The organism is Streptomyces griseochromogenes, from assembly GCF_001542625.1.
GTDB lineage: Bacteria > Actinomycetota > Actinomycetes > Streptomycetales > Streptomycetaceae > Streptomyces > Streptomyces griseochromogenes.
Genome location: NZ_CP016279.1, coordinates 10,267,633 through 10,287,908, shown reverse-complemented (window position 1 = coordinate 10,287,908; position 20,276 = coordinate 10,267,633). Strand labels below are relative to the sequence as shown.

Here is a 20,276-nt window from a genome sequence, read left to right as displayed (position 1 = left end):
GCGGGGGCGCGTGCGCGGGCAGGGGGGCAGCATTAAGCTTGGCGTCAGCCACGGGATCGCTTCCTTCGATCTCGTCGGTCAGACCCCCGCAGGTGTTCCAGCACCTGGCGGGGGTTGTTCGTTATGCGGGCACGCTAAAGGATCGTCACGGTGCGTCGCAAGCCGAACGCGTCAAGTCAACTCGCCGGGTGGGAGGGTGGGTTGAGACCCTCCACCCGTTCCTTGGAAAAGGGTCTCGGGGCTCGATGCCCGAGGCTCAAGCGTCGAGGCTCCTGAGGTCTTCGACGAACGCCGACCAGGCCTCTGCCCGGAACACGAGCTTCGGGCCGTGGGGGGTCTTGGAGTCGCGGACGGGGATGAGGGTGGGGTGGCCGACGGCGACTTCCAGGCAGTTGTCGGCGTTGCCGCTGTAGCTCGACTTGATCCATATGGCCGTGCTCAGGTCAGGGGTGTTCCTCATGGGCGTAATCCTCCGCCAACGCCTTGATCAGAGCCAGGGACTTGTCCTGCGCGAGCGCGGAGGCCACGAGGAGGTCGAACACGAACCTCAGTTGGGTGACGGTGGCAGGGTCGTCCTCCAGGCGTCCCGTGCGGACTCCTTCCAGGTAGACGAGGGGAGGAGCGTCTTCGAAGTCCATCAGTTTCAGGGCGCCCTCCATCGCTGTGTGCGCACCCGCGTTGAGTGGCAGCACCTGCACGATGACCCGGCCCTGTTGGGCCAGGCCGCCGATGTGACGCAGGGCCTCTGCCATCACAGCCCGGCCGCCGGTCTCTCGGCGCAAAGCCGCTTCGTCAAGCACCACCCACAACAGCGGCTTCGTTGGGTGGTCGAGCAACCGGGCTCGCGCCATCCTGTTGTCCACCCACTGCTCGATGGTTTCCTTCGGTGTCGTCGGGTCGTACGCGTGGTTCACGGCACGCGCGTAGGCGGGCGTCTGTAACAGTCCGGGAATGAGCAGCGGTGTGTACTGCCTGATCGACGTGGCGTGAGTCTCCGCCTCCGCCGCCTCCGCGAAGTGCTCCTGATACTTCGACTTGGCCGCCGCCTTGCAGTTCCGAGTGAAGAAACCCCCGGTCCTGAGCGCCTCGTCCAGCATCCGCGCATACTCCGCCTGCATCCGCCGAGTCCCCGCCTCCAGCTGCCCGATGAATGACCCGCTCACGAACAACCGTTGGCCCAGCTCCTCCTGGCTTATCCCGACCTTCTCGCGAGCGTGCCGCAACTCCGCGCCCAGGAGCGCGCGCGGCGATGACGACGGGTCGAGGTCCTTCGGTCCTGCCATGGCAACTCCCGGTCTGACAGCAGGGGTTGTTGGGGCGTCGTATCTAGCCAGGTTAGAGCGCCGACGGCCACGCTGTGTGGTGAAAGCGAACACTCAGCGTGGAGGGATTGGCGCAATGGAGGCGAAGGAAACGATGGCGGGCGAGCGGCCCGCTCGGTCGGCTGAGGAGGCTGTCGAGCGGCTGCGTGCGGCCCTGCACGAGGCGGGGATCATCCTCCCGTCGCTGCGGATCGACCCGGTCACCGGCGCCCACGGCCACCCGTACGCCCTCGTCGACCTGGGCCGCTGCAACCTGGGCGTGGCCTCGCGGCTGGCGGCGGCGCTGCGGCGGCCGGGTGGCGGTGCGTGACCGGGGAGATCGGGACGTACGCCGTCGACGTACGGACCGGGCGGATCGGTGAGGTCATGGCGCGCGTAGGGGGTTATGTGCAGTTGCGTCCCATCGGCGGTGGGCGGGAATGGGACTGTTCGCCGGACGGGCTGGGGGAGGTGGCGCCGGACGAGGTGCTGCGGGAAAAGGTGCGGCGGCTGAACCGGGACACCCGCTCGCGCCCACCCGCTGAGCTGCCCTGATGCCGGGGCGTGTCCGGGATCACAGTGCGGTGTTCCGGCGTGCGGAATGCGGGATGCCGCAAGGAGGGTTTACTTAAGGAGATGCACCAATGCGTGTGCACATACCCGCCGGTTAAGCAGCCCTTCACGAGGAGCCCCCCACGTGACCGTCACCACGCCCCCCGCCTCCCGCGCAGCCCAGATACTCTCCCGGCCCATCGCGCTCAACGGACTCACCGTCCCCAACCGGATCGTGATGGCCCCGATGACCCGCATGTTCTCGCCGGGCGGCGTCCCCGGCGAGGACGTGGTGTCGTACTACGCCCGCCGTGCCGCCGCCGGTGTCGGGCTCATCGTCACCGAGGGTACGTACGTCGGTCATGAGTCGGCAGGGCAGAGCGACCGTGTGCCCCGGTTCCACGGCGAGGAGCAGCTGGCGGGCTGGGCGAAGGTCGCCGAGGAGGTGCACAAGGCGGGCGGCACGATCGTCCCGCAGCTGTGGCACATCGGCATGGTCCGCAAGGACGGCGACGCCCCCTACCCGGACGCTCCCGCGATGGGCCCGTCCGGTCTCGTCACCGAGGGCGCCGAGGCCACCGGCAAGGCCATGACCCAGCAGGACCTGGACGATGTCATCGCCGCGTTCGCCGAGGCCGCTGCCGCCGCCGAGCGCATCGGCTTCGACGGCGTCGAGCTGCACGGTGCCCACGGCTACCTCCTCGACCAGTTCCTGTGGGCGGGCACCAACCGCCGCACGGACGCGTACGGCGGCGACCCGGTGGCCCGCGCCAAGTTCTCGGCGGAGATCGCCGCGGCCGTCCGCGCGGCCGTCTCCCCCGAGTTCCCGGTCATCTTCCGGTACTCGCAGTGGAAGCAGCAGGACTACGGCGCCCGCCTCGCCGAGACCCCCGAGGAGCTGGAGGCGATCCTCACGCCGCTGGCCGCCGCCGGTGTGGACGTCTTCCACGCCTCGACCCGCCGCTACTGGCTGCCCGAGTTCGACGGCTCCGACCTGAACCTCGCGGGCTGGACGAAGAAGATCACCGGCAAGCAGGTCATCACCGTCGGCTCGGTCGGCCTCGACGGCGACTTCCTCAACGCCTTCCAGGGCGAGGGCTCCGAGGTCAAGGGCATCGACAACCTCCTGGACCGCCTGGAGGCCGAGGAGTTCGACATGGTCGCCATCGGCCGTGCGCTGCTCCAGGACCCCGAGTGGGCGGCCAAGGTGCTGGCCGACCGCTTCGAGGAGCTGAAGCCGTACGACGCGGCCGCGGTCAAGACGCTGAGCTGACGCGGTCGGACGGGCCTGGGCACTTGTGATCGTCGTCGTGCGTTCTCGTCATGACCAGTGAGGAGCGAGCGTGACGATGAGTGAGTCCCAGGCCCCCGTGACCGAGACCGCCGGACCCGTGGTGCGCACCGCCTCCGGGGCGGTGCGCGGCCGCCGCGAGGACGGTCTGGCGGTCTTCCGGGGCATCCCCTTCGCCGAACCGCCCGTCGGCGAAGCCCGTTTCCAGGCCCCGCGTCCGGCAAGGGCCTGGGACGGCACCCGGGAGGCGTCCGCGTTCGGCCCGCCGCCTCCGCAGGAGCCCGGCATCACGGGCCGCAAGGACGTCCCGGCACCGGACCCGACGGGCGTCGGCTGGCTCACGGTGAACGTGTGGACCCCCGACCCCGACCCGTCGTCCGCCCGCCCGGTGATGGTGTGGATCTACGGCGGAGCCTTCAGGATGGGCCACGCCGGCCAGCCGGGCTACGACGCACAGCACATCGCCCGAGACGGCGATGTCGTGGTCGTCACCTTCAACTACCGGGTGGGCACAGAGGGTTTCGCCCGTCTCGACGGCGCACCGGCGAACCGGGGGCTGCTCGACCAGGTGGCAGCCCTGGAATGGGTGCGGGCGAACATCGCGGCGTTCGGCGGTGACCCGGAGCAGGTCACCGTCTTCGGCGAGTCGGCCGGAGCGGGCTCGGTGGCCTCGCTGCTGGCGATGCCGAGGGCCCGCGGCCTGTTCCGGCGGGCCGTGGCGCAGAGCATGCCGGGCACGTTCTTCTCCGACGAGCTGGCACGCGACATGGCGGCGGCCCTCGCGGCCGAGGTGGGCCACCGGCCGACCGCGGCCGACCTGGCGGCGGTGGATCCCCTCCGTCTCACCAGTGCGGGCCAGTCGCTGGGCGCCAAGATGCCCGGGTACCGGGACCGGTGGGGCCAGGCGGCGCCCACGGCCACCCCGTTCGCCCCGGTCGTCGACGGCGACATCCTGCCCACCACCCCCTGGCAGGCTCTCGCGGCGGGCGCGGCCAGGGACGTGGACCTCCTGGTCGGCCACAACCGTGACGAGTTCCGCCTGTTCCTGGTGATGGCCGGCCTGCTCGACAAGATCACGGAGGAGCAGACGACGGGCATCCTGCGGCTGCTGGCCCCGGGCGGCGAGGCGGGCGAGCGGGCCTACCGCGCGGCCTTCCCCGAAGCCACCCCCGCCGACCTGTACGAACGCGTGCAGACCGACTGGCTGTTCGCGATGCCGTCCCTGCACCTCGCCGAGGCCCAGCGGGCGGGCGGCGGCAGCGCGCACGTCTACGAACTGGCCTGGACGGCACCCGGTAACGGCGGCGCCCTCGGCGCCTGCCACGCCCTGGACATCCCCCTGCTCTTCGGCACGTTCCGCGCCGACCTGGGAGTCCTGCTCTTCGCCGGAGCGGACGTACCCGCCGAGGCGGAGGAGCTCTCCTCCCGCTTCCGCCGCTCGTGGACGTCGTTCGCCAGGACCGGCGACCCGGGCTGGCCGGCCTACGACACCGCGGAACGCCTGGTACAGGTCCTGGACGCGGAGCCGACGGTCACGGCGTACCCGAGGGAGACCAGCAGGCGCCTATGGGAAGGGCATGAATTCCTCCCCCTGCCGCTGCTGCCCTGAAGGACGCCCCCGGCCTAGAGGTTGCCCAAGGGCTCGATGTCGACCTGGACGGGCGTCCCCCAGATCCGCAGCACCTCGTAGTCGGTGAACTCGTGCACGAGCCGGTACGCCATGGCGGGCCGGGACCCGCGCCGCTGAGCGGCCAGATACGCCTCGGCCTCCCGCCGGTCCCGCCGGGGCGTGCCGCACAGCTGCCACTCGCGCCCGTTCCACGCCTCCGGCAGCCATCGCTGCTGGGGCTGCGGACGGTCGGCGCGCACACCGTACCGGGAGGGGGCGGTGGCGGCGGGTTCGACGGCGTGCGGCCTGCTGCCCTGGAACTCCGAGCGGCGGGCGGCCCGGCGCCTGGTCTCGCAGAGCAGACACAGGTCGGGGGCGCTCTCGTCGACGGGCCCGTGCGGATGCTCGGGGCACCGGGTCGTGGCCGCGCCGACCCCGACGCTCTCCTCCAGCAGGTCGAGGGCCCGCCGCAGATCGGCCTTGATCTCGTGCAGCCGGGCGTCCGGGGCGTCGGCCGTGAGGGCCTCCCCGTGCTCCCCGAGCAGCCGGAGGGCTCGACCGAGGGCGGTGAGCTGGGCGTGGTTCATGTCGGCCTGCGCAGTCCTTGAGTTCCTCGTGGTCCCTGAGTTCCTCCGAGTCCGGTGTGAAACCGATGGTACTGAGTCACCGGGCGTGCGGCGCACGTGCTGGACTGGGGCCGTGACGACGACCTTCACGGCCCGCCTGCTCGCCGCCCTGACCCGCTTCAACGCCGCGCACCCGTGGTCGCACAACGCCCACTACCACCCCTGGCTGCTACGGCGACTGCCCCGCCGCTTCGGATCCGCGCTGGACGTGGGCTGCGGCAGCGGCGATCTGGCCCGGCTGCTGGCCGCACGCGCGGGGACGGTCCATGCCGTCGACGCGGACCGGGCGATCCTGGAGCGCGCACGGGAGTCGACCGCTCCCTCCGCCCCCGTCACCTACACCCTGGCCGAGGCCCCGCACGCTCTCCCGGCCGGCCCCTACGACGTCATCACCTGTGTCGCCGTGCTCCACCACCTCCCCTTCGCCGACACCCTGGCCCGGTTCCGTGAGGAACTGGCCCCGGGCGGGACCCTGGTCGTCGTCGGCTGCGCCCGGGCCGACAGCCCCGGGGACCATACGCTCGGCCTGCTCGCCCTGCCCCTCAACGCGGCCACAGGCTGGCTGAAGAACCGGGGACGGGCCAGACCCCTGCCGGTCTCCATGACCGCCCCCACCCGGGCCCCCGAGATGACCTTCGCCGAGATGTCCCGCGAGGCCCGCCGCCTCCTCCCCGGCGCCCGGATGCGGCGCCGGCTCTTCTGGCGCTACACCCTCGTCTGGCGCGCCCCCACCACCCCGTCAGGCCGCTGACGTCAGCCGTTGATCTGGCCGACGGCGCTGCCCGTCGTGCACGTGGGGATGGCGGCGAGACCACCGGCCGCGAACGACAGCGGTGAGATCGGCTGGAGGACGGGAAGCAGCGCGAAGTTCTCGGCACACTTCACGGCTCGGATGTCGTACTCGCCCTCGTCGGCGTGAGCGGGGGCGGCCAGGGCCGCGACGGAGGTGGCGAGGAAGGCGGTGACCAGGAGTTTCTTCATCATGCCCGGGGGAACGACCGGTCGGGCCGGACGTCACGCGGGTGCGGCCACACGGGGGCGGCGTGCGAAGCCGAAGAGATAGGTCGCCGCGAAGCCCACCGCGTAGCCGGTGAGCAGCCCGCCTCCGTAGATGGCCGCCGTCACTCCCGGTCCCCGGTTGCCCGCCAGCAGCGGGAACAGGGCCCAGCCCGACGGGCCGATGGCCGTCGCCCCGACCTTGTCCCCGAGCATCGCGAAGAACCCGACGAATCCCCCGCCGGCCGCTCCGCCCGCGCAGGCCGTCACGAACGGCCGGCCCAGCGGCAGCGACACCCCGTAGATGAGGGGCTCGCCCACGCCGAGCAGGCCCGCCGGAAGCGCCGACCTGATCGTCGTACGCAACGACGTGTCGTGGCGCAGGCGGACGTACACCGCGAGGGCCGCGCCGACCTGCCCCGCACCCGCCATCGCCAGCAGCGGGAGCAGGACCGTGTAGCCCTGCTGCTCGATGAGGGTGGTGTGGATGGGGATCAGCGCCTGGTGCAGGCCCAGCATCACCAGGGGCAGGAACAGGCCGCCCAGGATCAGCCCGGCGAAGGCGCCCGTGGTCGTCAGGAGCCAGTCGGCCGCCGTACCGATCGCCGAGGCGACCACGCCGGCCGCGTACATCAGGCCGTAGAGGGTGACCAGGCCGGAGACGAGGACGGTCACGGTCGGGGTCAGCAGGACGTCCAGCGCGCCCGGCACCCGGCCCCGGCACCACTTCTCCACCCGCGTCGCCAGCAGCGCCGCCGCGAGCGCGCCGAGCACCCCGCCCTGGCCAGGGGCCAGCTGCACCCCGAACGCCGTCACCTTCGCCACGCCGGGATACACGACCACGGCCGCCACCGCCCCGCCCAGCACGGGTGTGCCCCCGAACTCCTTCGCCGTGTTGTACCCGACGAACACCGCGATCAGCGCCATGAACGCGGAGGCGACGGCGGCCAGGGCCGGGGTCAGGCCCGGCAGCCAGCCGGCGTTGACCAGCAGCCCGCCCAGACCGGCGAGGATGCCGCAGCCGATCAGGGCGGGGATGAGCGGTACGAAGACGGCGGCGATGCGGCGCAGAATGGTCTTGAAAGGGGTGGCGTTGCGCTGCCGGAGCCGCTCCTTCACCTGGGCGGCGGTGTCCACCGGCCGCTCGCCGACCTGGGCCCGCACCGCCGCCGTGACCTCGTCGACCACGCCCGGCCCCAGCACGACCTGCAAGGACGACTCCCCGTCCACCACCACCCCGAGCACCCCGGACAGCGCCCGCAGCCCCTCTTCGTCCACCGCCGCCGGATCCGCGACGCCCAGCCGGAGCCGGGTCACGCAGTGGGCGACGGAGACGACGTTCGCGGGGCCGCCGACCCGGGCGAGGACGGCGGTTGCGGTGGAGGCGGGGTCGTTGCGCACGCCCCGAGCGTGCGGGTCAGGTGCCCGCGATCGCCAGCGCGGCACGCAGATGGCCGCCGGACTCCTCCAGAAGGCGGGCGGCCGTCGGGCCGTCGACCCCGGCGAGGACGGTCAGGATGGCGCACTTCACCGCGCCGCCCGACTCGGTGAGCGCCCGCTCGATCTCCTCGTCGGACGCTCCCGTGGCCAGCGCGACGATCCGGCGGGAGCGGGCGCGCAGCTTCTCGTTGGAGGCGCGCACGTCGACCATCAGGTTCCCGTAGGTCTTGCCGAGCCGGATCATCGTGATCGTCGACAGCATGTTGAGCACCAGCTTCTGTGCCGTGCCCGCCTTCAGCCGGGTGGATCCGGTGATCAGCTCGGGGCCGACGACGACCTCGATGCCGTGCTCGGCGGCGGCCGCGAGCGCGCTGTGCTCGTTGCAGGCCAGGCCGATGGTCAGGGCTCCGAGCGCGCGGGCGTGCTCGACCGCGCCCACGGCGTACGGGGTGCGGCCGGAGGCGGAGACGCCGACGACTGTGTCGTCCGGGGTGAGCTTGAGCGCGTCCAGGTCCCGGCCGGCCAGCTCCCTGGAGTCCTCGGCACCCTCGACCGAGGTCACCATCGCCTCGGGCCCGCCCGCGATCAGGCCGACCACCTGCGCCGGATCGGTGTTGAAGGTGGGCGGGCACTCGGAGGCGTCGAGGACACCGAGCCGGCCCGCGGTACCGGCACCGGCGTACACCAGCCGCCCTCCGCGCGCCATGCGCTCGGCCACGGCGTCGATGGCGGCGGCGATCTCCGGCAGCCGCGCGGAGACGGCGGCGGGCACCCCCGCGTCCTCACCGTTCATGAGGCGGGCGATGTCGAGGGTGGGCAACCGGTCGATCTCGGCGAGTTCCGGACGGAAGGCTTCGGTGGTCAGAGCGGCGAGTTCGGCTTGCAGCCGACGGGGGGCGGAGGTCATGGGGGGCGGCTCTCTCCAGTTCAGGGCGGGTCAATTCCCCAGGGGCGCGGGGCTGTGTTCGATCTGCGGCTCCTCCGCGGGGCGCGCCCAGCCGGAACGGACCCGCAGATCCCCCCAACAGTCAGTTCCACGGTCTATCGCGAAGCACTCCGGTGCCGATGCGCCAACGCCTCGTAGGACGCCGCCAACGCGGGCGCCGCACTGTCATAGGTCCGCTGGGCGACCCCCACGAACAGACAGTCCACCACCAGCAACTGACTGGTCCGGGAGGACATCGCGGCGGGCCGCAGCTCAGTCTCCCGAGAAGTGGACGTCGTCAGCACATGATCGGCGTACTGCGTCACGGGCGAGTCGGGCCTCCCGGTGATCGCGACCGTGGTCGCCCCGTGCTCGAAGGCGACCCTCAGCGGCTCTATGACGTCCCCCGTCGATCCGGAGTGCGTGATCGCGATCGCCACATCGCCGGACCGCAACTGCACCGCGTTGGTCACCGCGAGATGCGGATCGCTGTGCGCATGGGCTATGAGCCCTATCCGCAGCAGCTTCTGGGTGAGGTCCTGGGCGACCAGACCGGACGCCCCCACGCCGTACACATCGGTGCGGCGGGCGCCCACCAGCGCGGAGACGGCCGCGCCCAGCTGGACGGTGTCGAGTCCGGCGGCCGTGTCGGCGAGGGTCTGCTGCTCCTCGTAGGCCAGTTTGGCGACGACGTCGGCGATGGGGTCGTCCACCGCGATGTCCGTGGTGATCGCGGGCGCGCGGCCCGACTGCTGCTGCGCCGCGAGGCCCGCGAGGGCGAGGCGCAGATCGCGGTAGCCGGGGTAGCCCAGCAGGCGCGCGGTACGCACGACCGTCGCCTCGCTGGTGCCGGTGAGCTCGGCGAGGCCGGTGACCGTGAGGGCGGCGCAGCCGGCGGGGTCGCCCGCGACGGCCTCGGCGACGCGCTGCATGGACCGGGTCATGGAAGGGGCGAGCGTGCGCACCTTGGCGGCGAGCGAACCGCCCGGACTGCCGAAAATTTCCTTCGCGTCCTGGGTCACTCATGAAAGATATTTTCGTTTCGGCGGCGCGGTCAAGAGTGCGCACAATGGGAGCATGGAGTCCCTGAGCCCGCTTGAACAGGCGCTGCACGCTGCCCGCGCGCTGGTGCTCGCCGACCTGGTCGCGGGCGATGTCGCCGACGCGGACGTGGTCTCCATGGTCGAGGAGTCCGTCTCCCAGCGGCGCTGGTGGGTCGAGCAGTGGCCGGACGGCGTCCACTACGTGGCCGGGCTGATCGCGCAGGACGTGCAGGACTCCCTGCTGGACCGGCACGGCCGCTGGCCGCTGTGCCCGGTGTGCGGCTCGGGCGACCCGCACGCGCTGGACGTGGAGCCGGAGCTGGGACCCGATCCCCACTGGGTGTGCCACAAGGCGGGTGTGAAGGTCGCCGCGGTGGGCGCGCTGGGGCGGGCCACGGGCGGGACGGCGTCCTCGTGAGGCGCCCGTGACGGTGTACATCGACCCGCCGTCCTGGCCCGGCCACGGACGCATGTGGTCGCACCTGGTGAGCGATGTGTCGTACGCCGAACTGCACCTGTTCGCCGAGGAGTTGGGCGTACCCCGTCGGGCCTTCGAACGCGACCACTACGATCTCCCGTCCCACCGGTACGCGGACGCGGTGGCGGCCGGGGCGGTGGAGGTCGGCAGCCGCGAGGTGGTGAGTCTGCTGCTGAGGTCCGGACTGCGCAGGCGGAAGGGGCGCCGGGAGAGGCGGACGTAGACAGGCGCGCGCGAGGACGGGGCCTCAGGCCCGGCGGACGTAGAGCTGGAGGCCGCTGTCCACGCCGTACTCCTCGTGCGTGATCCGTTCCTCGTGCACGATCCGCTCCTCGTCGACGGCCGCCCGGGTGAACCCCGCCCGGGACACCACACGCTGGGAGGGGACATTGGCGTGCTCGATGGCCGCGAGCACCATGTCGACGCCGTCCCGGGCCAGCACCCACGGGGTCAGGATGCGCAGGGCCTCGGTGGCGTAGCCCTGGCCGCGGGCGCCCTCCACGAGGTCGTAGCCGACCTCGACGCGGCCCTCCTCGTCCGGGACGCCGTGGAAGCCCATGGCGCCGATCGCCCGGCCGTCCTCGTGCCGGACCAGGGCGAAGATGCCGAACTCGGGTCGGTGCACGCCCGCTTCGTACGCCTTCATCATGGAGTTCGCGGCCCGCCGCGTGCCCTCGTACGGCTCGCCGCCGAGCCACTCGAAGCCGCCGTCGCCGCCCAGGCCCAGATCGCGGGCGGCGGCCGGGCGGATACCGGTCAGGGTGAGGCGTTCGGCGGGTATGACCAGGTTGTTGCGCCAGCGCCAGTCGGTGACCGGGGCCCGGCCGGGCAGCTCGCCGCGCCCGGTCGCCCACAGCAGCGTCGGCCAGGGCGCGGGGCCGGGCTGGACGTGCGGGAAGAGCCAGGTCAGGGCGGACTCGGCGAGCTCCTCGGAGGGCTCGTAGGGCAGCCCCAGGCCCTGGGTGATGTCGTACGTGTGCAGCAGCAGCTCGGTGATGCCCATCGCGGCGAAGCCCTCGCGGTCGGCGCTGCCGAACGGGTACGGGTGGATGGCGCGCACCTCGCGCGGGGTGGCACGGACGGTGGCGGCGAGCAGGGCACCGGTCGACCGGATCACCTCCAGCGCACCCGCGTTGTCGGCGTCCTCGTCGAAGGCGAGATCGCAGGGGAAGTACTCCTGGGCGCCGGTGACCAGCCGGCTCGTGTAGCTGAACAGGGCGCCCGCGAGGTGCTCGGCCGTTTCGAGGCAACTCCACTCCAGCCCACCGGCCTTGACGCCCCTCCAGTCCCGGTCCACCGCCGCGCGCAGTACCGCCGCACAGCCCGCGACGGCCTCGTCCACCTGGTCCCCGCTCAACGGTCGCATGCGCGAACAGTACGGGGCGGGTCCGCTCAGGTCGACAGCATTTCCGGCTGGCCTGCGGATCAGTGATGCGCGCGCCTTGGCGGGTGCTTTACCCGCTGTTGATCCGGTGAACGTTGTTTGGGTCGGAGCGCACATGTGACGATTTCAGGTCGTTCACCTGAGGGGGGAAGACGCTGTGGGATCGGCGGGGGAGATGGACGAGACCGAAATACAGCCGCCCAGGTCGGCGCTGGCGGACATCGCGGCACGGACGGTCCTTTACGCGGGCCACGAGCCGGCGCTCGCTGCCGAGGAGGCGTCGGCCCCGCCCGGGGCGGCCTCATCGGCCGCCGCGAACCCAACGCCCGAGGCGCCCCCGCCCTCTGCGGGAGCCACGCGACTCCCCGACCACCGACGTGAGTTCCACGCAAGGCTCGGCGAATTCCGCCGCCGTCGGGTCCTCGTCCCCCACGGGGAGAGCGGCGACGCCCTGACGGTGGAGACGCACGGGGCGCGGTGGCTGCTCGCGTTCACCGACGAGGCCGCGCTCGCCCGGTACGCGAGAGCGCGCGGCGAGGCCGACCGGACGTGGCGGTACCGCACGGTGTGGGGTGCGGCGGTGCTGGACGCCGGAGTACCGGCGGTGGCCGAGGCCGGGCTGCCGTGCGGGGTGCTGGTGGACGCGGGTGACGGCGAGCGGGGGCTGGTGCTGCCACCGGTCGCCGGAATAGTGCCGGAGGCGGTCGCCGTGACAGGGCGGGAGCGCGACGAAGCCACGGAAAGCGGAACCCCTTGACCGAACTCGTTGAATTGACTCGCGATATGATCGAATCGACTTACGAGGAAGGTGCCCAAAGGATCCCGGATCCGGTACGGGAGTTCATCGAGAAAGTCTCATTCGCCGAACCCGACGACATCCTTTCCGCTGTGCGTGATGTGCTGGCGGAGGACTGGATGGCGATGCCGGTCTGGGCCCGTAATCTGGCTTACCGGCTGGCCTGCTTGCAGCGTCCTGACGACCCCGGGCTGCTGCGTGAGGCGGCAGCCGACCTGCTCTCTTTTGGGCCCGACTGGGATGAGGTCGCGGAAGAGCTGAAAGCGCGAGCGGCGCAGTTGGAGTCCGATGATTCCGGCGTACCCGTCGATGGGATCAGGCGGTTTCGCTGAGCAAGTCCAGTTCCGCCGCCAGGTTGTAGCGGGCCGTCGCCTCCCAGTGTTCACGTCCGTACGGAGTGCGGAACAGGCACGGCAGGTCGAGGAGTTGGTGCAGGATTGCCGAGCGGCCCTCGCGGAAGGTGTCGTTCGGGATGAAATGGTATTCCTCGCGTACCTCGGCGGTGTAGGTCGCGTATGCCGACGGGGGTGCTGCCAGGATCGCGAGGTCCGCGTCGCACAGGACCTGGCCGTTGCGGTCGTCGTCGGCGGGGGCGTGGGTGATGGTGAGGCGGACCAGGCGGGCGACCTCGGCTGTCTTCTCCGGTGGCACGCCGGCCTCGGGCAAGGCCCGCTCGGCCAGGTGCGCGGAGCGCTCCTCGTTCTCGGAGCGGTCGGGGAGGTAGACCGCGTCGTGGAACCAGGCCGCCAGGCGTACCACGTCCGGATCGGCCGCGTACTCCGCCAGGACGTCGATGTGGTCGAGGACCGCGGTGAGGTGGGTCAGCGTGTGGTAGTGGCGCTGTGGCTCCTGCCAGCGGGCGAGGAGGCTGTCGGCGTAGGGGGCGGGGTCGGGGCCGGCGCCTGGGGCGCGGGCTCCTTCCAGGGCGCCGGCGAAGCGGAGGCGCAGGGCATCGAGGTCGGCCATGTGTTCATTCTTCCGTGACGCGGGTCAGCAGGCGCCCCTGGCGTGGCTCCATGACTCACGCAGAGGAAGCACGTGACCCCGACCTCCCCGGCCGGCTGCTCGCCGTCGAGCGGGACGCCCTGATACCGCTGCTGCGTTCGCGCGCCGACGCGGACTTCGCGCTGCCGACCGTCGCGTGTCCGGGGTGGACGGTGCGGGATGTGCTGGCGCACTGCTCCGCCGCGCTGATGCGGGTGGTGGAGAGCCGGTTCGAGAAGGGTGTGTTCTCGCCCGAGTCGAACGACCGGGACGTCGCCGAGCGCGCCGAGTGGACGAACGCGCGGGTCGTGGACGAGCTGGAGCGCGGGATGACCGAGGCCGGGCCGGTGATCGCCAAGGCGGATGGCGTGCTGGACATGATCGCCCTCGGGGTGGGGGCCCCACGCCCTCAGGGCAGTGGGGGAGGGTGCACGCGGGTGACGTGCGGGACGTCTTCGGGGTACCGGGGGCGTACGCGGGAGCCGGGCTGCCGGACGCGCTGACGCTGCTGGTCCGGATCACCCGGGAGAAGGGGCACCTGCCGCTGCACGCCGACCTCGACGACGTGGACGAGCCGCTGCGGCTCGGCGCCGTGACCGCGGCGAGTCCGCCCGCCCGGTACATCGGCGACGCCGCCACGCTCGTACGGCTGTACGCGGGGCGTCCGCTGAACGGGGCCGCCTATGAGCTGGCGGGCGCCGCGGAGGGGGAACTGAACATCTTCGGGTGACCAGGGGTGCGCCGGGCCGGTGCGGGGCAGGCGTAGTCTTGAATTGGACTAGACCTGTAGTCGGCCGATGAATGGGGTGCCATGAGCAAGCGTGCAGTCCTGGAGGTGATCGCCCTCGACGTCGAGGACGCGGTCGCCGCCCAGGCCGGAGGCGCGGATCGCCTGGAGCTGGTCACCGACATGGCGGCCGACGGGCTCACCCCGTCCGCCGCCACCGTCGCCGGGATCCGGGCCGCCGTCGACATCGACCTGCGCGTGATGCTGCGGCCGGCGGACGGGTTCGCGGCGGGAGACCCCGAGGGCCTGGACCGCCTGGTGCGGGTGGCGGGCGAGCTGCGGGAGGCCGGGGCCGATCAGTTCGTGCTCGGCTTTCTCGACGCGGACGGCGGGCTCGACCTGGCGGCCGTCGAGCGGGTCGTCGGTGCGCTCGGCGGCTGCCGCTGGACCTTCCACCGGGCCATCGACCGCGCCACCGACCGCGACGCCCTGCGCAAGCAGCTCGCCGATCTGCCCGGCCTGGACACCTACCTCACGGCGGGAGCGGCCGAAGGGGTGGACGAGGGGCTCGCCACCCTGCTCGCCGAGGCGGGCCGACGGGGCGAACCCGGCTACGGCCAGACGATCCTCGTCGGCGGCGGCCTGCGCCTGGATCACGTCCCCGCCCTCCGCCACGCCGGCATCGACGCCTTCCACATCGGGGGCGCGGCCCGGCCGGAGGGCTGGGAGGGGCCGGTCTCGGCGGAGGCGGTCGCGAGGTGGCGGGCGGTACTGGACGACGACGTCGCCTGATACCGGCAGGGCCGGGACCCCGCTGATCGAGCCGGACCCTACTGATCGAGCTGCGCGGGCAGCGGTGCCGCATGGGTCACGATCAAGCCCGACACCGCTCGGGTCAGGGCCACGTAAAGGCGCCGCAGGCCCGTGCGTTCGTCCGGCTCGCCGTCCACCACCGCCCGGGGTTCGTCCAGGACCACGTAGTCGTACTCCAGGCCCTTGGCGAGGGAGGCCGGGACGAGGGTGAGACGGGTCTCGCGGGTGGTCTCCTCACCCGGGGCCAGGAAGGTGATCCCGGCCGCCGTCAGGGCCTCGGCCAGTGCGGGGACGCGGGCGTCGGCCGCGATCAGGCCCGTCGAGCCCTCGTTGCGCAGCAACTCCTCGCACGCGGCGACGACTTCGGCCGTCTCCGTCGCCGTACGGACCTCGAAGAAGCCCGGGTTCTCACGGACCGAGGCGACCGGGGTGAGGCCGGGGGCGATGTGGGGGAGGAGGCGGGAGGCGTAGGTGATGACGTCCGTGGGGACGCGGAAACCCGCCGTCAGCTCCTCGACGATCCCCTCGCTCTTGCCGAGATGGGCCAGCGCCTCGTCCCAGCTCCGCGTCGCCCAGGGCGTGGTGCCCTGTGCCAGGTCGCCGAGGACGGTCGCGCTGCCGGTGGTGCAACGGCGGCCGACGGCCCGGTACTGCATGGGGGAGAGGTCCTGCGCCTCGTCCAGGACGACGTGTCCGAGCGAGTGGGTGCGCTCGGTCAGATCGGCCGCCTCGTCGATCAGCACCGCGTCCGCCGCCGACCACTTCGCCGACTTCACGCTGCGCACCGGCTTCGCCCACAGGATCGTCTTCCGCTCGTCCTCGTCCAGGATCCCCTCGGCGTGCTCGGCGAGGAAGCCGGCGTCCGTGAGCAGGCGCAGCACCAGCTTCGCCGGGTCGACGGCAGGCCAGACCGCCTTCACGGCCGCCTTGACCGCGCCGTCGCGGGCCACCGCGTCCTGCACCCGGTCGTCGGGCGCCTCCCCGGCCCGCTCCATCTGCACCAGCACCGCGTGCGCGATGCGCTGCGGCAGGGCCTCGCGGGCCGCGCCGTAGCGGATGTCCCGGTCCAGCAACTCCCGGGTGATTTCCTCCAGTTCGTACGCCGCCACGCGCCAGCGGCGTGAGCCGCGCACGACGACGACCGGCTCGGTGGGCATGGCCACGTGGGAGTACAGGGCCCGGCGCAGCACCTCGGCCATCCGGGCGTCGCCCTTGACGATCGCGGCGGCCGCGTCGTCCGTCCCGCGCACCTCCACATGCGCGACCAGGTCGTCCACGGTCGCCTGCTGCACGGTCAACTCGCCGAGGGCCGGGAGGACTTGCTCGATGTAGTGGAGGAAGGACTTGTTCGGGCCGATGACGAGCGTGCCGGTGCGGGCGAGCCGGTCCCGGTGGGCGTAGAGGAGGTAGGCCACCCGGTGCAGGCCTACGGCGGTCTTTCCGGTGCCGGGACCTCCCTGTACGCACACGGTCCCGCCCAGCCCGCTGCGGACGATCTCGTCCTGCTCGGGCTGGATGGTGGCCACGATGTCCCGCATGGGGCCGACGCGGGGCCGCTCGATCTCCTGCTGGAGGAGCTTGCTGGTGGTGGCGGCCCCCGACGGATCGGCCGGATCGGACAGGTGCTCGTCCTCGTACGCGGTCAGGTCGCCGCCGGTGTAGCCGAAGCGGCGGCGCAGCCCGATGTCCATCGGGTCCTTCTTGGACGCGCGGTAGAACGGCTGCGAGACGGGGGCGCGCCAGTCGATCACCATCGGGTCGCCGTCGGCGTCGTGGACGTGCCGCCGCCCGATGTAGAAGCGCTCGCCCTCCGCCCCTTCCGCCAGAGTGGCGCCCGGGGCGTGCAGGTAGTCGAGCCGCCCGAAGAAGAGGGGGGTGTCGCTGAGGTCGGCGAGCGCCTTGATGCGCTCGTCGATCTGGCGGGCGAGCACCTCGGCGTTGACCCAGTTCGCGGTGACGTCCCTGATGTCCAGCGCCTCGACGTCCTCGCGCATGGCGCGCAGGGCGGCCCGGGAGGCGCCGAGGTGGGAGCGCTCGCGGGTGAGGGGGTCGGCGGGAGAGTCGCCGAGGGGGGCGTCGAGCGGTTCGTGGGCGGGCGTGGACAAGGGGGTGCCTCCGGTGGGCCTGCTGCGTGCGATGCGTGGCTACGACGTATGCCGTCCGGTTTCCGGCCGGGCAGAACGTTGGGGCGGCCCATAGGGCCTCGTTTGAGGGCGGTGGTGGGCGACGGGCGGGCTCTCCGTGAGGGAGGCGGGCAAGAGCGGAGATTTTAGGCGAGGTGGCGGGGAGGGGGCCAATGAATTTCCGTGAGGTGTCCTGCGGGCGGCCCGGCGGCCGCGCCCCCTAGGGGACGCGGCCCTCCCGGTGTAGGGGTGGGGGTCCACCCGGAGGGCTACACGGAGGCCCGGGGAATTGGCCCCCGAGACCGATACCGGATCGGTGCCCGAAGTTCCACCATGGAGACATGAGCGCAGCAACCATCTCTCCCGCCCCTGTCCGGCCCCCGACCGGCGCCACGGCCGTGGACGGCTCTCACCACCACCCGCTGGGCAACGCCCTGCGCGCCGTCAAGGTGTTCGTGGAGGCCGCGTTCAGCGTCGTGATCCTCGGTGAGTACGGCGAGGAAGCGGGCATACACCACAAGTAGTCGGGTCGAACTTCCCTGGTGGCAGCAGCTGTTGGCGGCCCCCTCACCCGAACCTGGCGCTCCGGCTTTCAGGGGCGTGTGCCAACATGATCAGCTGTTGTCCGAATCTCTTCGGTCGCTCTTCGACCGAGTAAACGGGGAAATTGGCATGCCTTTCTCGAAGCTTCCGTTCCGCAAGGCGGTCAGCGGCGTGACCGCCGCCGCCGCGCTCGCCCTCGGCGCCACCCTCATGGCCGCTCCCACCGCCTCGGCCGTGGGCTCCTCCGCGTGCACCAAGAACATCAAGGACCAGACCTTGCAGGTCGTCCAGTGGGACCACGCCGACATGTACACCAGCCCCAGCTTCAAGTCCAAGGTGAAGAAGTCCGTGTTCGCGGGCAACAACGTGCGGGTGTACTGCACCGCCAAGGGCGGCTCCTGGTACTACGGCAAGTTCGGCAGGACCACGGGCTGGATGGAGGAGCACTCCTTCTTCTAGGCCGCGTGTCCCGCCCGCCCCGGTTCTTCGCCTAGTCCTCCGCCAGGATCTCGTCCGCGTCCACGATCCGGTAGGCGTAGCCCTGTTCCGCCAGGAAGCGCTGGCGGTGGGCGGCGAAGTCCTGGTCGATGGTGTCGCGGGCGACGACCGAGTAGAAGTGGGCCTGGTGGCCGTCGGCCTTGGGGCGCAGGACACGGCCGAGGCGCTGGGCCTCCTCCTGGCGGGAGCCGAAGGTGCCCGACACCTGGATGGCGACCGTGGCCTCCGGCAGGTCGATGGAGAAGTTGGCGACCTTGGAGACGACGAGCACGCTGATCTCGCCCTCGCGGAACGCGTCGAAGAGCTTCTCGCGCTGCGCGTTGGACGTCTCGCCCTTGATCACCGGGGCTTCGAGGTGCTCGCCCAGCTCGTCCAGCTGGTCGATGTACTGGCCGATGACGAGGATCTGCTGCCCGGCGAAGCGGCGGACGATCGCCTCCGTGACCTTCCGCTTGGTCGCGGTGGTGGCGCAGAAGCGGTACTTCTCCTCGGTCTCGGCCGTGGCGTAGGCCAGCCGCTCGGAGTCGGTCAGGTTCACCCGGACCTCGACGCAGTCGGCGGGCGCGATGTAGCCCTGCGCCTCGATCTCCTTCCAGGGCGCGTCGAACCGCTTGGGCCCGATCAGCGAGAACACGTCCGACTCGCGGCCGTCCTCACGGACCAGGGTGGCCGTGAGGCCGAGGCGGCGACGGGCCTGGAGGTCCGCCGTGAACTTGAAGACCGGCGCGGGAAGGAGATGCACCTCGTCGTAGAGGATCAGGCCCCAGTCACGGGAGTCGAACAGCTCCAGGTGCGGGTAGACGCCCTTCCGCTTGGTCGTCAGCACCTGGTAGGTGGCGATGGTGACCGGGCGGATCTCCTTCCTGGTCCCGCTGTACTCGCCGATCTCGTCCTCGGTCAGCGAGGTCCGCTTCACCAGCTCGTGCTTCCACTGCCGGGCCGAGACGGTGTTGGTGACGAGGATGAGGGTGGTGGACTTCGCCTGCGCCATGGACCCGGCGCCGACCAGCGTCTTTCCGGCACCACAGGGGAGTACGACCACACCGCTGCCGCCGTGCCAGAAGTTCTCCACGGCCTGCTTCTGGTACGGCCTGAGCGCCCAGCCTTCCTCCAGCAGCTCGATCGGGTGCGCCTCGCCGTCCACGTACCCGGCGAGATCCTCGGCCGGCCAGCCCAGCTTCAGCAGCACCTGCTTGATCTGCCCGCGCTCGGAGGGGTGCACGACGACGCTGTCCGGATCGATACGTGCGCCGACCAGCGGCGCGATCCGCTTGGACTTCAGCACCTCCTCCAGCACCGGCCGGTCGGTGGTGGTCAGGACCAGTCCGTGCGCGGGGTGCTTGCTGAGGGTGAGCCGGCCGTACCGGTCCATCGTCTCGGCGATGTCCACGAGGAGCGCGTGCGGCACCGGATACCGGCTGTACTGCACGAGCGCGTCCACGACCTGCTCGGCGTCGTGCCCGGCCGCCCGCGCGTTCCACAGACCCAGCGGGGTGACCCGGTAGGTGTGGATGTGCTCGGGAGCCCGCTCCAGTTCGGCGAAGGGCGCGATGGCCCGACGGCAGTCGTCGGCCCGCTCGTGGTCGACCTCCAGGAGCAGGGTCTTGTCCGACTGGACGATCAGCGGTCCGTTCACCTACGCACTTCCCTTCCGCACGGCCAAATCTCCAGTGTGCCCTACCGGCGGATGATCACGGCGGGACGTCGCAACCATGGGCCCCCGTCACGGGTCTCGATCCGCGGGAGCGGCGCGGGTGCGATCTCTCCCCCCCCGGGGAGGAAGGCGGGGCGATGTCCGGGCCGAGGCACGTGACCTCGACGAGCACGACGGTGTCGTCCGGGCGGGCGTGACCACCTCGTGCCGGGAGTACGGGGAGCGCAAGGGCGCTCTGGTGGAGTGCTCCGGCGACGAGGTCCCGCAGGTGGTGCGGTTGGCGCGGGACCCGGGCGCGCGCGACGGCTATCGCGTGGTGTCGCGGGAGGAGGCGCCGGACGGCGCGGGGAACGCGCAGTGGGTGGAGGACCACTTCAGTCTCTTCGGGGAGCCCGGCCCCGCGGACCGGGCGCCGTCCACCGAACTGGAGGCCGACGCCCGCAGGCACTTCGGCCTGCCCGCGGACGCTCCCGTCAGGGACTGCTGACCGGGC

24 protein-coding genes and 1 pseudogene are annotated in these 20,276 nt (G+C 71.8%); 14 read left to right on the top strand and 11 right to left on the bottom strand.

The annotated features are described in order from the left end of the window. Positions 1 to 256 precede the first annotated feature (256 nt). Positions 257 to 460 (bottom strand): DUF397 domain-containing protein, encoded by a 204-nt coding sequence (locus AVL59_RS44905; RefSeq protein ID WP_079147292.1) that lies wholly within the window; start codon positions 458 to 460, stop codon positions 257 to 259. Beyond that, entirely contained in the window at positions 444 to 1,283 is an 840-nt protein-coding gene (locus AVL59_RS44900) for a helix-turn-helix domain-containing protein (RefSeq protein ID WP_067315993.1), read from the bottom strand. The genes AVL59_RS44905 and AVL59_RS44900 overlap by 17 nt, the downstream gene beginning before the upstream one ends. Before the next feature lie 115 nt (positions 1,284 to 1,398). Between AVL59_RS44900 and AVL59_RS44895 the strand changes: the two genes are divergently transcribed. The 4 genes from AVL59_RS44895 to AVL59_RS44880 all read left to right on the top strand — a co-directional run bounded on the left by AVL59_RS44895 (position 1,399) and on the right by AVL59_RS44880 (position 4,753). Further along, positions 1,399 to 1,632: a hypothetical protein gene (locus tag AVL59_RS44895; protein ID WP_067315991.1), complete on the top strand. Its 234-nt coding sequence runs from the start codon at positions 1,399 to 1,401 to the stop codon at positions 1,630 to 1,632. Further along, complete coding sequence (locus AVL59_RS44890) at positions 1,629 to 1,856, top strand: hypothetical protein (protein WP_067315989.1); 228 nt, start codon at positions 1,629 to 1,631, stop codon at positions 1,854 to 1,856. Before AVL59_RS44895 ends, AVL59_RS44890 begins: the two co-directional genes overlap by 4 nt. A 142-nt stretch (positions 1,857 to 1,998) precedes the next feature. After that, positions 1,999 to 3,126, top strand: coding sequence for an NADH:flavin oxidoreductase (locus AVL59_RS44885; protein WP_067315987.1), 1,128 nt, complete (start codon positions 1,999 to 2,001; stop codon positions 3,124 to 3,126). Positions 3,127 to 3,202: 76 nt separating this feature from the next. Beyond that, on the top strand, positions 3,203 to 4,753 hold the full coding sequence (locus tag AVL59_RS44880; RefSeq protein WP_067315985.1) for a carboxylesterase/lipase family protein: 1,551 nt from the start codon (positions 3,203 to 3,205) through the stop codon (positions 4,751 to 4,753). A gap of 14 nt (positions 4,754 to 4,767) precedes the next feature. Here AVL59_RS44880 and AVL59_RS44875 read toward each other — a convergent pair whose 3' ends face one another. Continuing rightward, on the bottom strand, positions 4,768 to 5,340 hold the full coding sequence (locus AVL59_RS44875; protein ID WP_067315983.1) for a hypothetical protein: 573 nt from the start codon (positions 5,338 to 5,340) through the stop codon (positions 4,768 to 4,770). A 112-nt stretch (positions 5,341 to 5,452) separates the two neighbouring features. Here AVL59_RS44875 and AVL59_RS44870 point away from each other — a divergent pair, with 112 nt between their 5' ends. Next, the gene (locus AVL59_RS44870; RefSeq protein ID WP_067315981.1) at positions 5,453 to 6,130 is read left to right on the top strand and encodes a class I SAM-dependent methyltransferase; all 678 of its coding nucleotides are present in this window, start codon (positions 5,453 to 5,455) and stop codon (positions 6,128 to 6,130) included. 2 nt (positions 6,131 to 6,132) lie between these two features. Here AVL59_RS44870 and AVL59_RS44865 read toward each other — a convergent pair whose 3' ends face one another. From AVL59_RS44865 to AVL59_RS44850, 4 genes are all read right to left on the bottom strand, one after another. Next, complete coding sequence (locus AVL59_RS44865) at positions 6,133 to 6,363, bottom strand: hypothetical protein (RefSeq protein WP_067315980.1); 231 nt, start codon at positions 6,361 to 6,363, stop codon at positions 6,133 to 6,135. A gap of 30 nt (positions 6,364 to 6,393) precedes the next feature. Beyond that, positions 6,394 to 7,776 (bottom strand): PTS transporter subunit EIIC, encoded by a 1,383-nt coding sequence (locus AVL59_RS44860; RefSeq protein ID WP_067315978.1) that lies wholly within the window; start codon positions 7,774 to 7,776, stop codon positions 6,394 to 6,396. Between the two features lie 16 nt (positions 7,777 to 7,792). Further along, positions 7,793 to 8,722: an N-acetylmuramic acid 6-phosphate etherase gene (gene murQ, locus AVL59_RS44855; protein WP_067315976.1), complete on the bottom strand. Its 930-nt coding sequence runs from the start codon at positions 8,720 to 8,722 to the stop codon at positions 7,793 to 7,795. A 134-nt stretch (positions 8,723 to 8,856) separates the two neighbouring features. After that, positions 8,857 to 9,762: a MurR/RpiR family transcriptional regulator gene (locus AVL59_RS44850; protein WP_067315975.1), complete on the bottom strand. Its 906-nt coding sequence runs from the start codon at positions 9,760 to 9,762 to the stop codon at positions 8,857 to 8,859. Positions 9,763 to 9,817: 55 nt separating this feature from the next. Between AVL59_RS44850 and AVL59_RS44845 the strand changes: the two genes are divergently transcribed. Together AVL59_RS44845 and AVL59_RS44840 are read left to right on the top strand one after the other, a co-directional pair. Beyond that, positions 9,818 to 10,201 (top strand): hypothetical protein, encoded by a 384-nt coding sequence (locus AVL59_RS44845; RefSeq protein ID WP_067315973.1) that lies wholly within the window; start codon positions 9,818 to 9,820, stop codon positions 10,199 to 10,201. 7 nt (positions 10,202 to 10,208) lie between these two features. Next, the gene (locus AVL59_RS44840; RefSeq protein ID WP_067315971.1) at positions 10,209 to 10,484 is read left to right on the top strand and encodes a DUF4031 domain-containing protein; all 276 of its coding nucleotides are present in this window, start codon (positions 10,209 to 10,211) and stop codon (positions 10,482 to 10,484) included. A 24-nt stretch (positions 10,485 to 10,508) separates the two neighbouring features. Here AVL59_RS44840 and AVL59_RS44835 read toward each other — a convergent pair whose 3' ends face one another. Beyond that, positions 10,509 to 11,627, bottom strand: coding sequence for a GNAT family N-acetyltransferase (locus tag AVL59_RS44835; RefSeq protein ID WP_099053233.1), 1,119 nt, complete (start codon positions 11,625 to 11,627; stop codon positions 10,509 to 10,511). Positions 11,628 to 11,820: 193 nt separating this feature from the next. Here AVL59_RS44835 and AVL59_RS44830 point away from each other — a divergent pair, with 193 nt between their 5' ends. Together AVL59_RS44830 and AVL59_RS44825 are read left to right on the top strand one after the other, a co-directional pair. After that, on the top strand, positions 11,821 to 12,402 hold the full coding sequence (locus tag AVL59_RS44830; RefSeq protein WP_159400217.1) for an SseB family protein: 582 nt from the start codon (positions 11,821 to 11,823) through the stop codon (positions 12,400 to 12,402). Next, positions 12,399 to 12,773, top strand: coding sequence for a hypothetical protein (locus tag AVL59_RS44825; RefSeq protein ID WP_237281820.1), 375 nt, complete (start codon positions 12,399 to 12,401; stop codon positions 12,771 to 12,773). The genes AVL59_RS44830 and AVL59_RS44825 overlap by 4 nt, the downstream gene beginning before the upstream one ends. Here the strand turns inward: AVL59_RS44825 and AVL59_RS44820 are convergent. Further along, complete coding sequence (locus tag AVL59_RS44820; RefSeq protein ID WP_067315965.1) at positions 12,757 to 13,407, bottom strand: HD domain-containing protein; 651 nt, start codon at positions 13,405 to 13,407, stop codon at positions 12,757 to 12,759. The two genes, AVL59_RS44825 and AVL59_RS44820, sit on opposite strands and share 17 nt — an antisense overlap. Positions 13,408 to 13,457: 50 nt before the next feature. On the opposite strand from AVL59_RS44820, the pseudogene AVL59_RS44815 reads away from it, so the two are divergent. After that, positions 13,458 to 14,155, top strand: a pseudogene (locus tag AVL59_RS44815) (maleylpyruvate isomerase family mycothiol-dependent enzyme). 81 nt (positions 14,156 to 14,236) lie between these two features. Continuing rightward, positions 14,237 to 14,944: a copper homeostasis protein CutC gene (locus tag AVL59_RS44810; protein WP_067315964.1), complete on the top strand. Its 708-nt coding sequence runs from the start codon at positions 14,237 to 14,239 to the stop codon at positions 14,942 to 14,944. Between the two features lie 38 nt (positions 14,945 to 14,982). On the opposite strand, the gene AVL59_RS44805 is transcribed toward AVL59_RS44810, so the two are convergent. Further along, the gene (locus tag AVL59_RS44805; protein WP_067315962.1) at positions 14,983 to 17,070 is read right to left on the bottom strand and encodes a HelD family protein; all 2,088 of its coding nucleotides are present in this window, start codon (positions 17,068 to 17,070) and stop codon (positions 14,983 to 14,985) included. Between the two features lie 359 nt (positions 17,071 to 17,429). Here AVL59_RS44805 and AVL59_RS44800 point away from each other — a divergent pair, with 359 nt between their 5' ends. After that, positions 17,430 to 17,612, top strand: a complete 183-nt coding sequence (locus AVL59_RS44800) for a hypothetical protein (RefSeq protein WP_067315960.1) — start codon at positions 17,430 to 17,432, stop codon at positions 17,610 to 17,612. 148 nt (positions 17,613 to 17,760) lie between these two features. Next, entirely contained in the window at positions 17,761 to 18,090 is a 330-nt protein-coding gene (locus AVL59_RS44795) for an SH3 domain-containing protein (RefSeq protein WP_067315958.1), read from the top strand. A gap of 31 nt (positions 18,091 to 18,121) precedes the next feature. On the opposite strand, the gene AVL59_RS44790 is transcribed toward AVL59_RS44795, so the two are convergent. Continuing rightward, entirely contained in the window at positions 18,122 to 19,765 is a 1,644-nt protein-coding gene (locus AVL59_RS44790; RefSeq protein WP_067315957.1) for a DNA repair helicase XPB, read from the bottom strand. Positions 19,766 to 19,883: 118 nt separating this feature from the next. On the opposite strand from AVL59_RS44790, the gene AVL59_RS44785 reads away from it, so the two are divergent. After that, positions 19,884 to 20,270, top strand: coding sequence for a hypothetical protein (locus AVL59_RS44785; protein WP_159400216.1), 387 nt, complete (start codon positions 19,884 to 19,886; stop codon positions 20,268 to 20,270). Positions 20,271 to 20,276: the final 6 nt, after the last annotated feature.

What these genes read in the sequence shown, in the direction of transcription:
- AVL59_RS44835 (WP_099053233.1), bottom strand. Translation starts at nt 11,627, where the DNA reads ATGCGACCGTTGAGCGGGGACCAGGTGGACGAGGCCGTCGCGGGCTGT.
- AVL59_RS44810 (WP_067315964.1), top strand. Translation starts at nt 14,237, where the DNA reads ATGAGCAAGCGTGCAGTCCTGGAGGTGATCGCCCTCGACGTCGAGGAC.
- AVL59_RS44875 (WP_067315983.1), bottom strand. Translation starts at nt 5,340, where the DNA reads ATGAACCACGCCCAGCTCACCGCCCTCGGTCGAGCCCTCCGGCTGCTC.
- AVL59_RS44795 (WP_067315958.1), top strand. Translation starts at nt 17,761, where the DNA reads ATGCCTTTCTCGAAGCTTCCGTTCCGCAAGGCGGTCAGCGGCGTGACC.
- AVL59_RS44800 (WP_067315960.1), top strand. Translation starts at nt 17,430, where the DNA reads ATGAGCGCAGCAACCATCTCTCCCGCCCCTGTCCGGCCCCCGACCGGC.
- AVL59_RS44900 (WP_067315993.1), bottom strand. Translation starts at nt 1,283, where the DNA reads ATGGCAGGACCGAAGGACCTCGACCCGTCGTCATCGCCGCGCGCGCTC.
- AVL59_RS44880 (WP_067315985.1), top strand. Translation starts at nt 3,203, where the DNA reads ATGAGTGAGTCCCAGGCCCCCGTGACCGAGACCGCCGGACCCGTGGTG.
- AVL59_RS44865 (WP_067315980.1), bottom strand. Translation starts at nt 6,363, where the DNA reads ATGATGAAGAAACTCCTGGTCACCGCCTTCCTCGCCACCTCCGTCGCG.
- AVL59_RS44830 (WP_159400217.1), top strand. Translation starts at nt 11,821, where the DNA reads ATGGACGAGACCGAAATACAGCCGCCCAGGTCGGCGCTGGCGGACATC.
- AVL59_RS44905 (WP_079147292.1), bottom strand. Translation starts at nt 460, where the DNA reads ATGAGGAACACCCCTGACCTGAGCACGGCCATATGGATCAAGTCGAGC.
- AVL59_RS44820 (WP_067315965.1), bottom strand. Translation starts at nt 13,407, where the DNA reads ATGGCCGACCTCGATGCCCTGCGCCTCCGCTTCGCCGGCGCCCTGGAA.
- AVL59_RS44845 (WP_067315973.1), top strand. Translation starts at nt 9,818, where the DNA reads ATGGAGTCCCTGAGCCCGCTTGAACAGGCGCTGCACGCTGCCCGCGCG.
- AVL59_RS44895 (WP_067315991.1), top strand. Translation starts at nt 1,399, where the DNA reads ATGGAGGCGAAGGAAACGATGGCGGGCGAGCGGCCCGCTCGGTCGGCT.
- murQ (WP_067315976.1), bottom strand. Translation starts at nt 8,722, where the DNA reads ATGACCTCCGCCCCCCGTCGGCTGCAAGCCGAACTCGCCGCTCTGACC.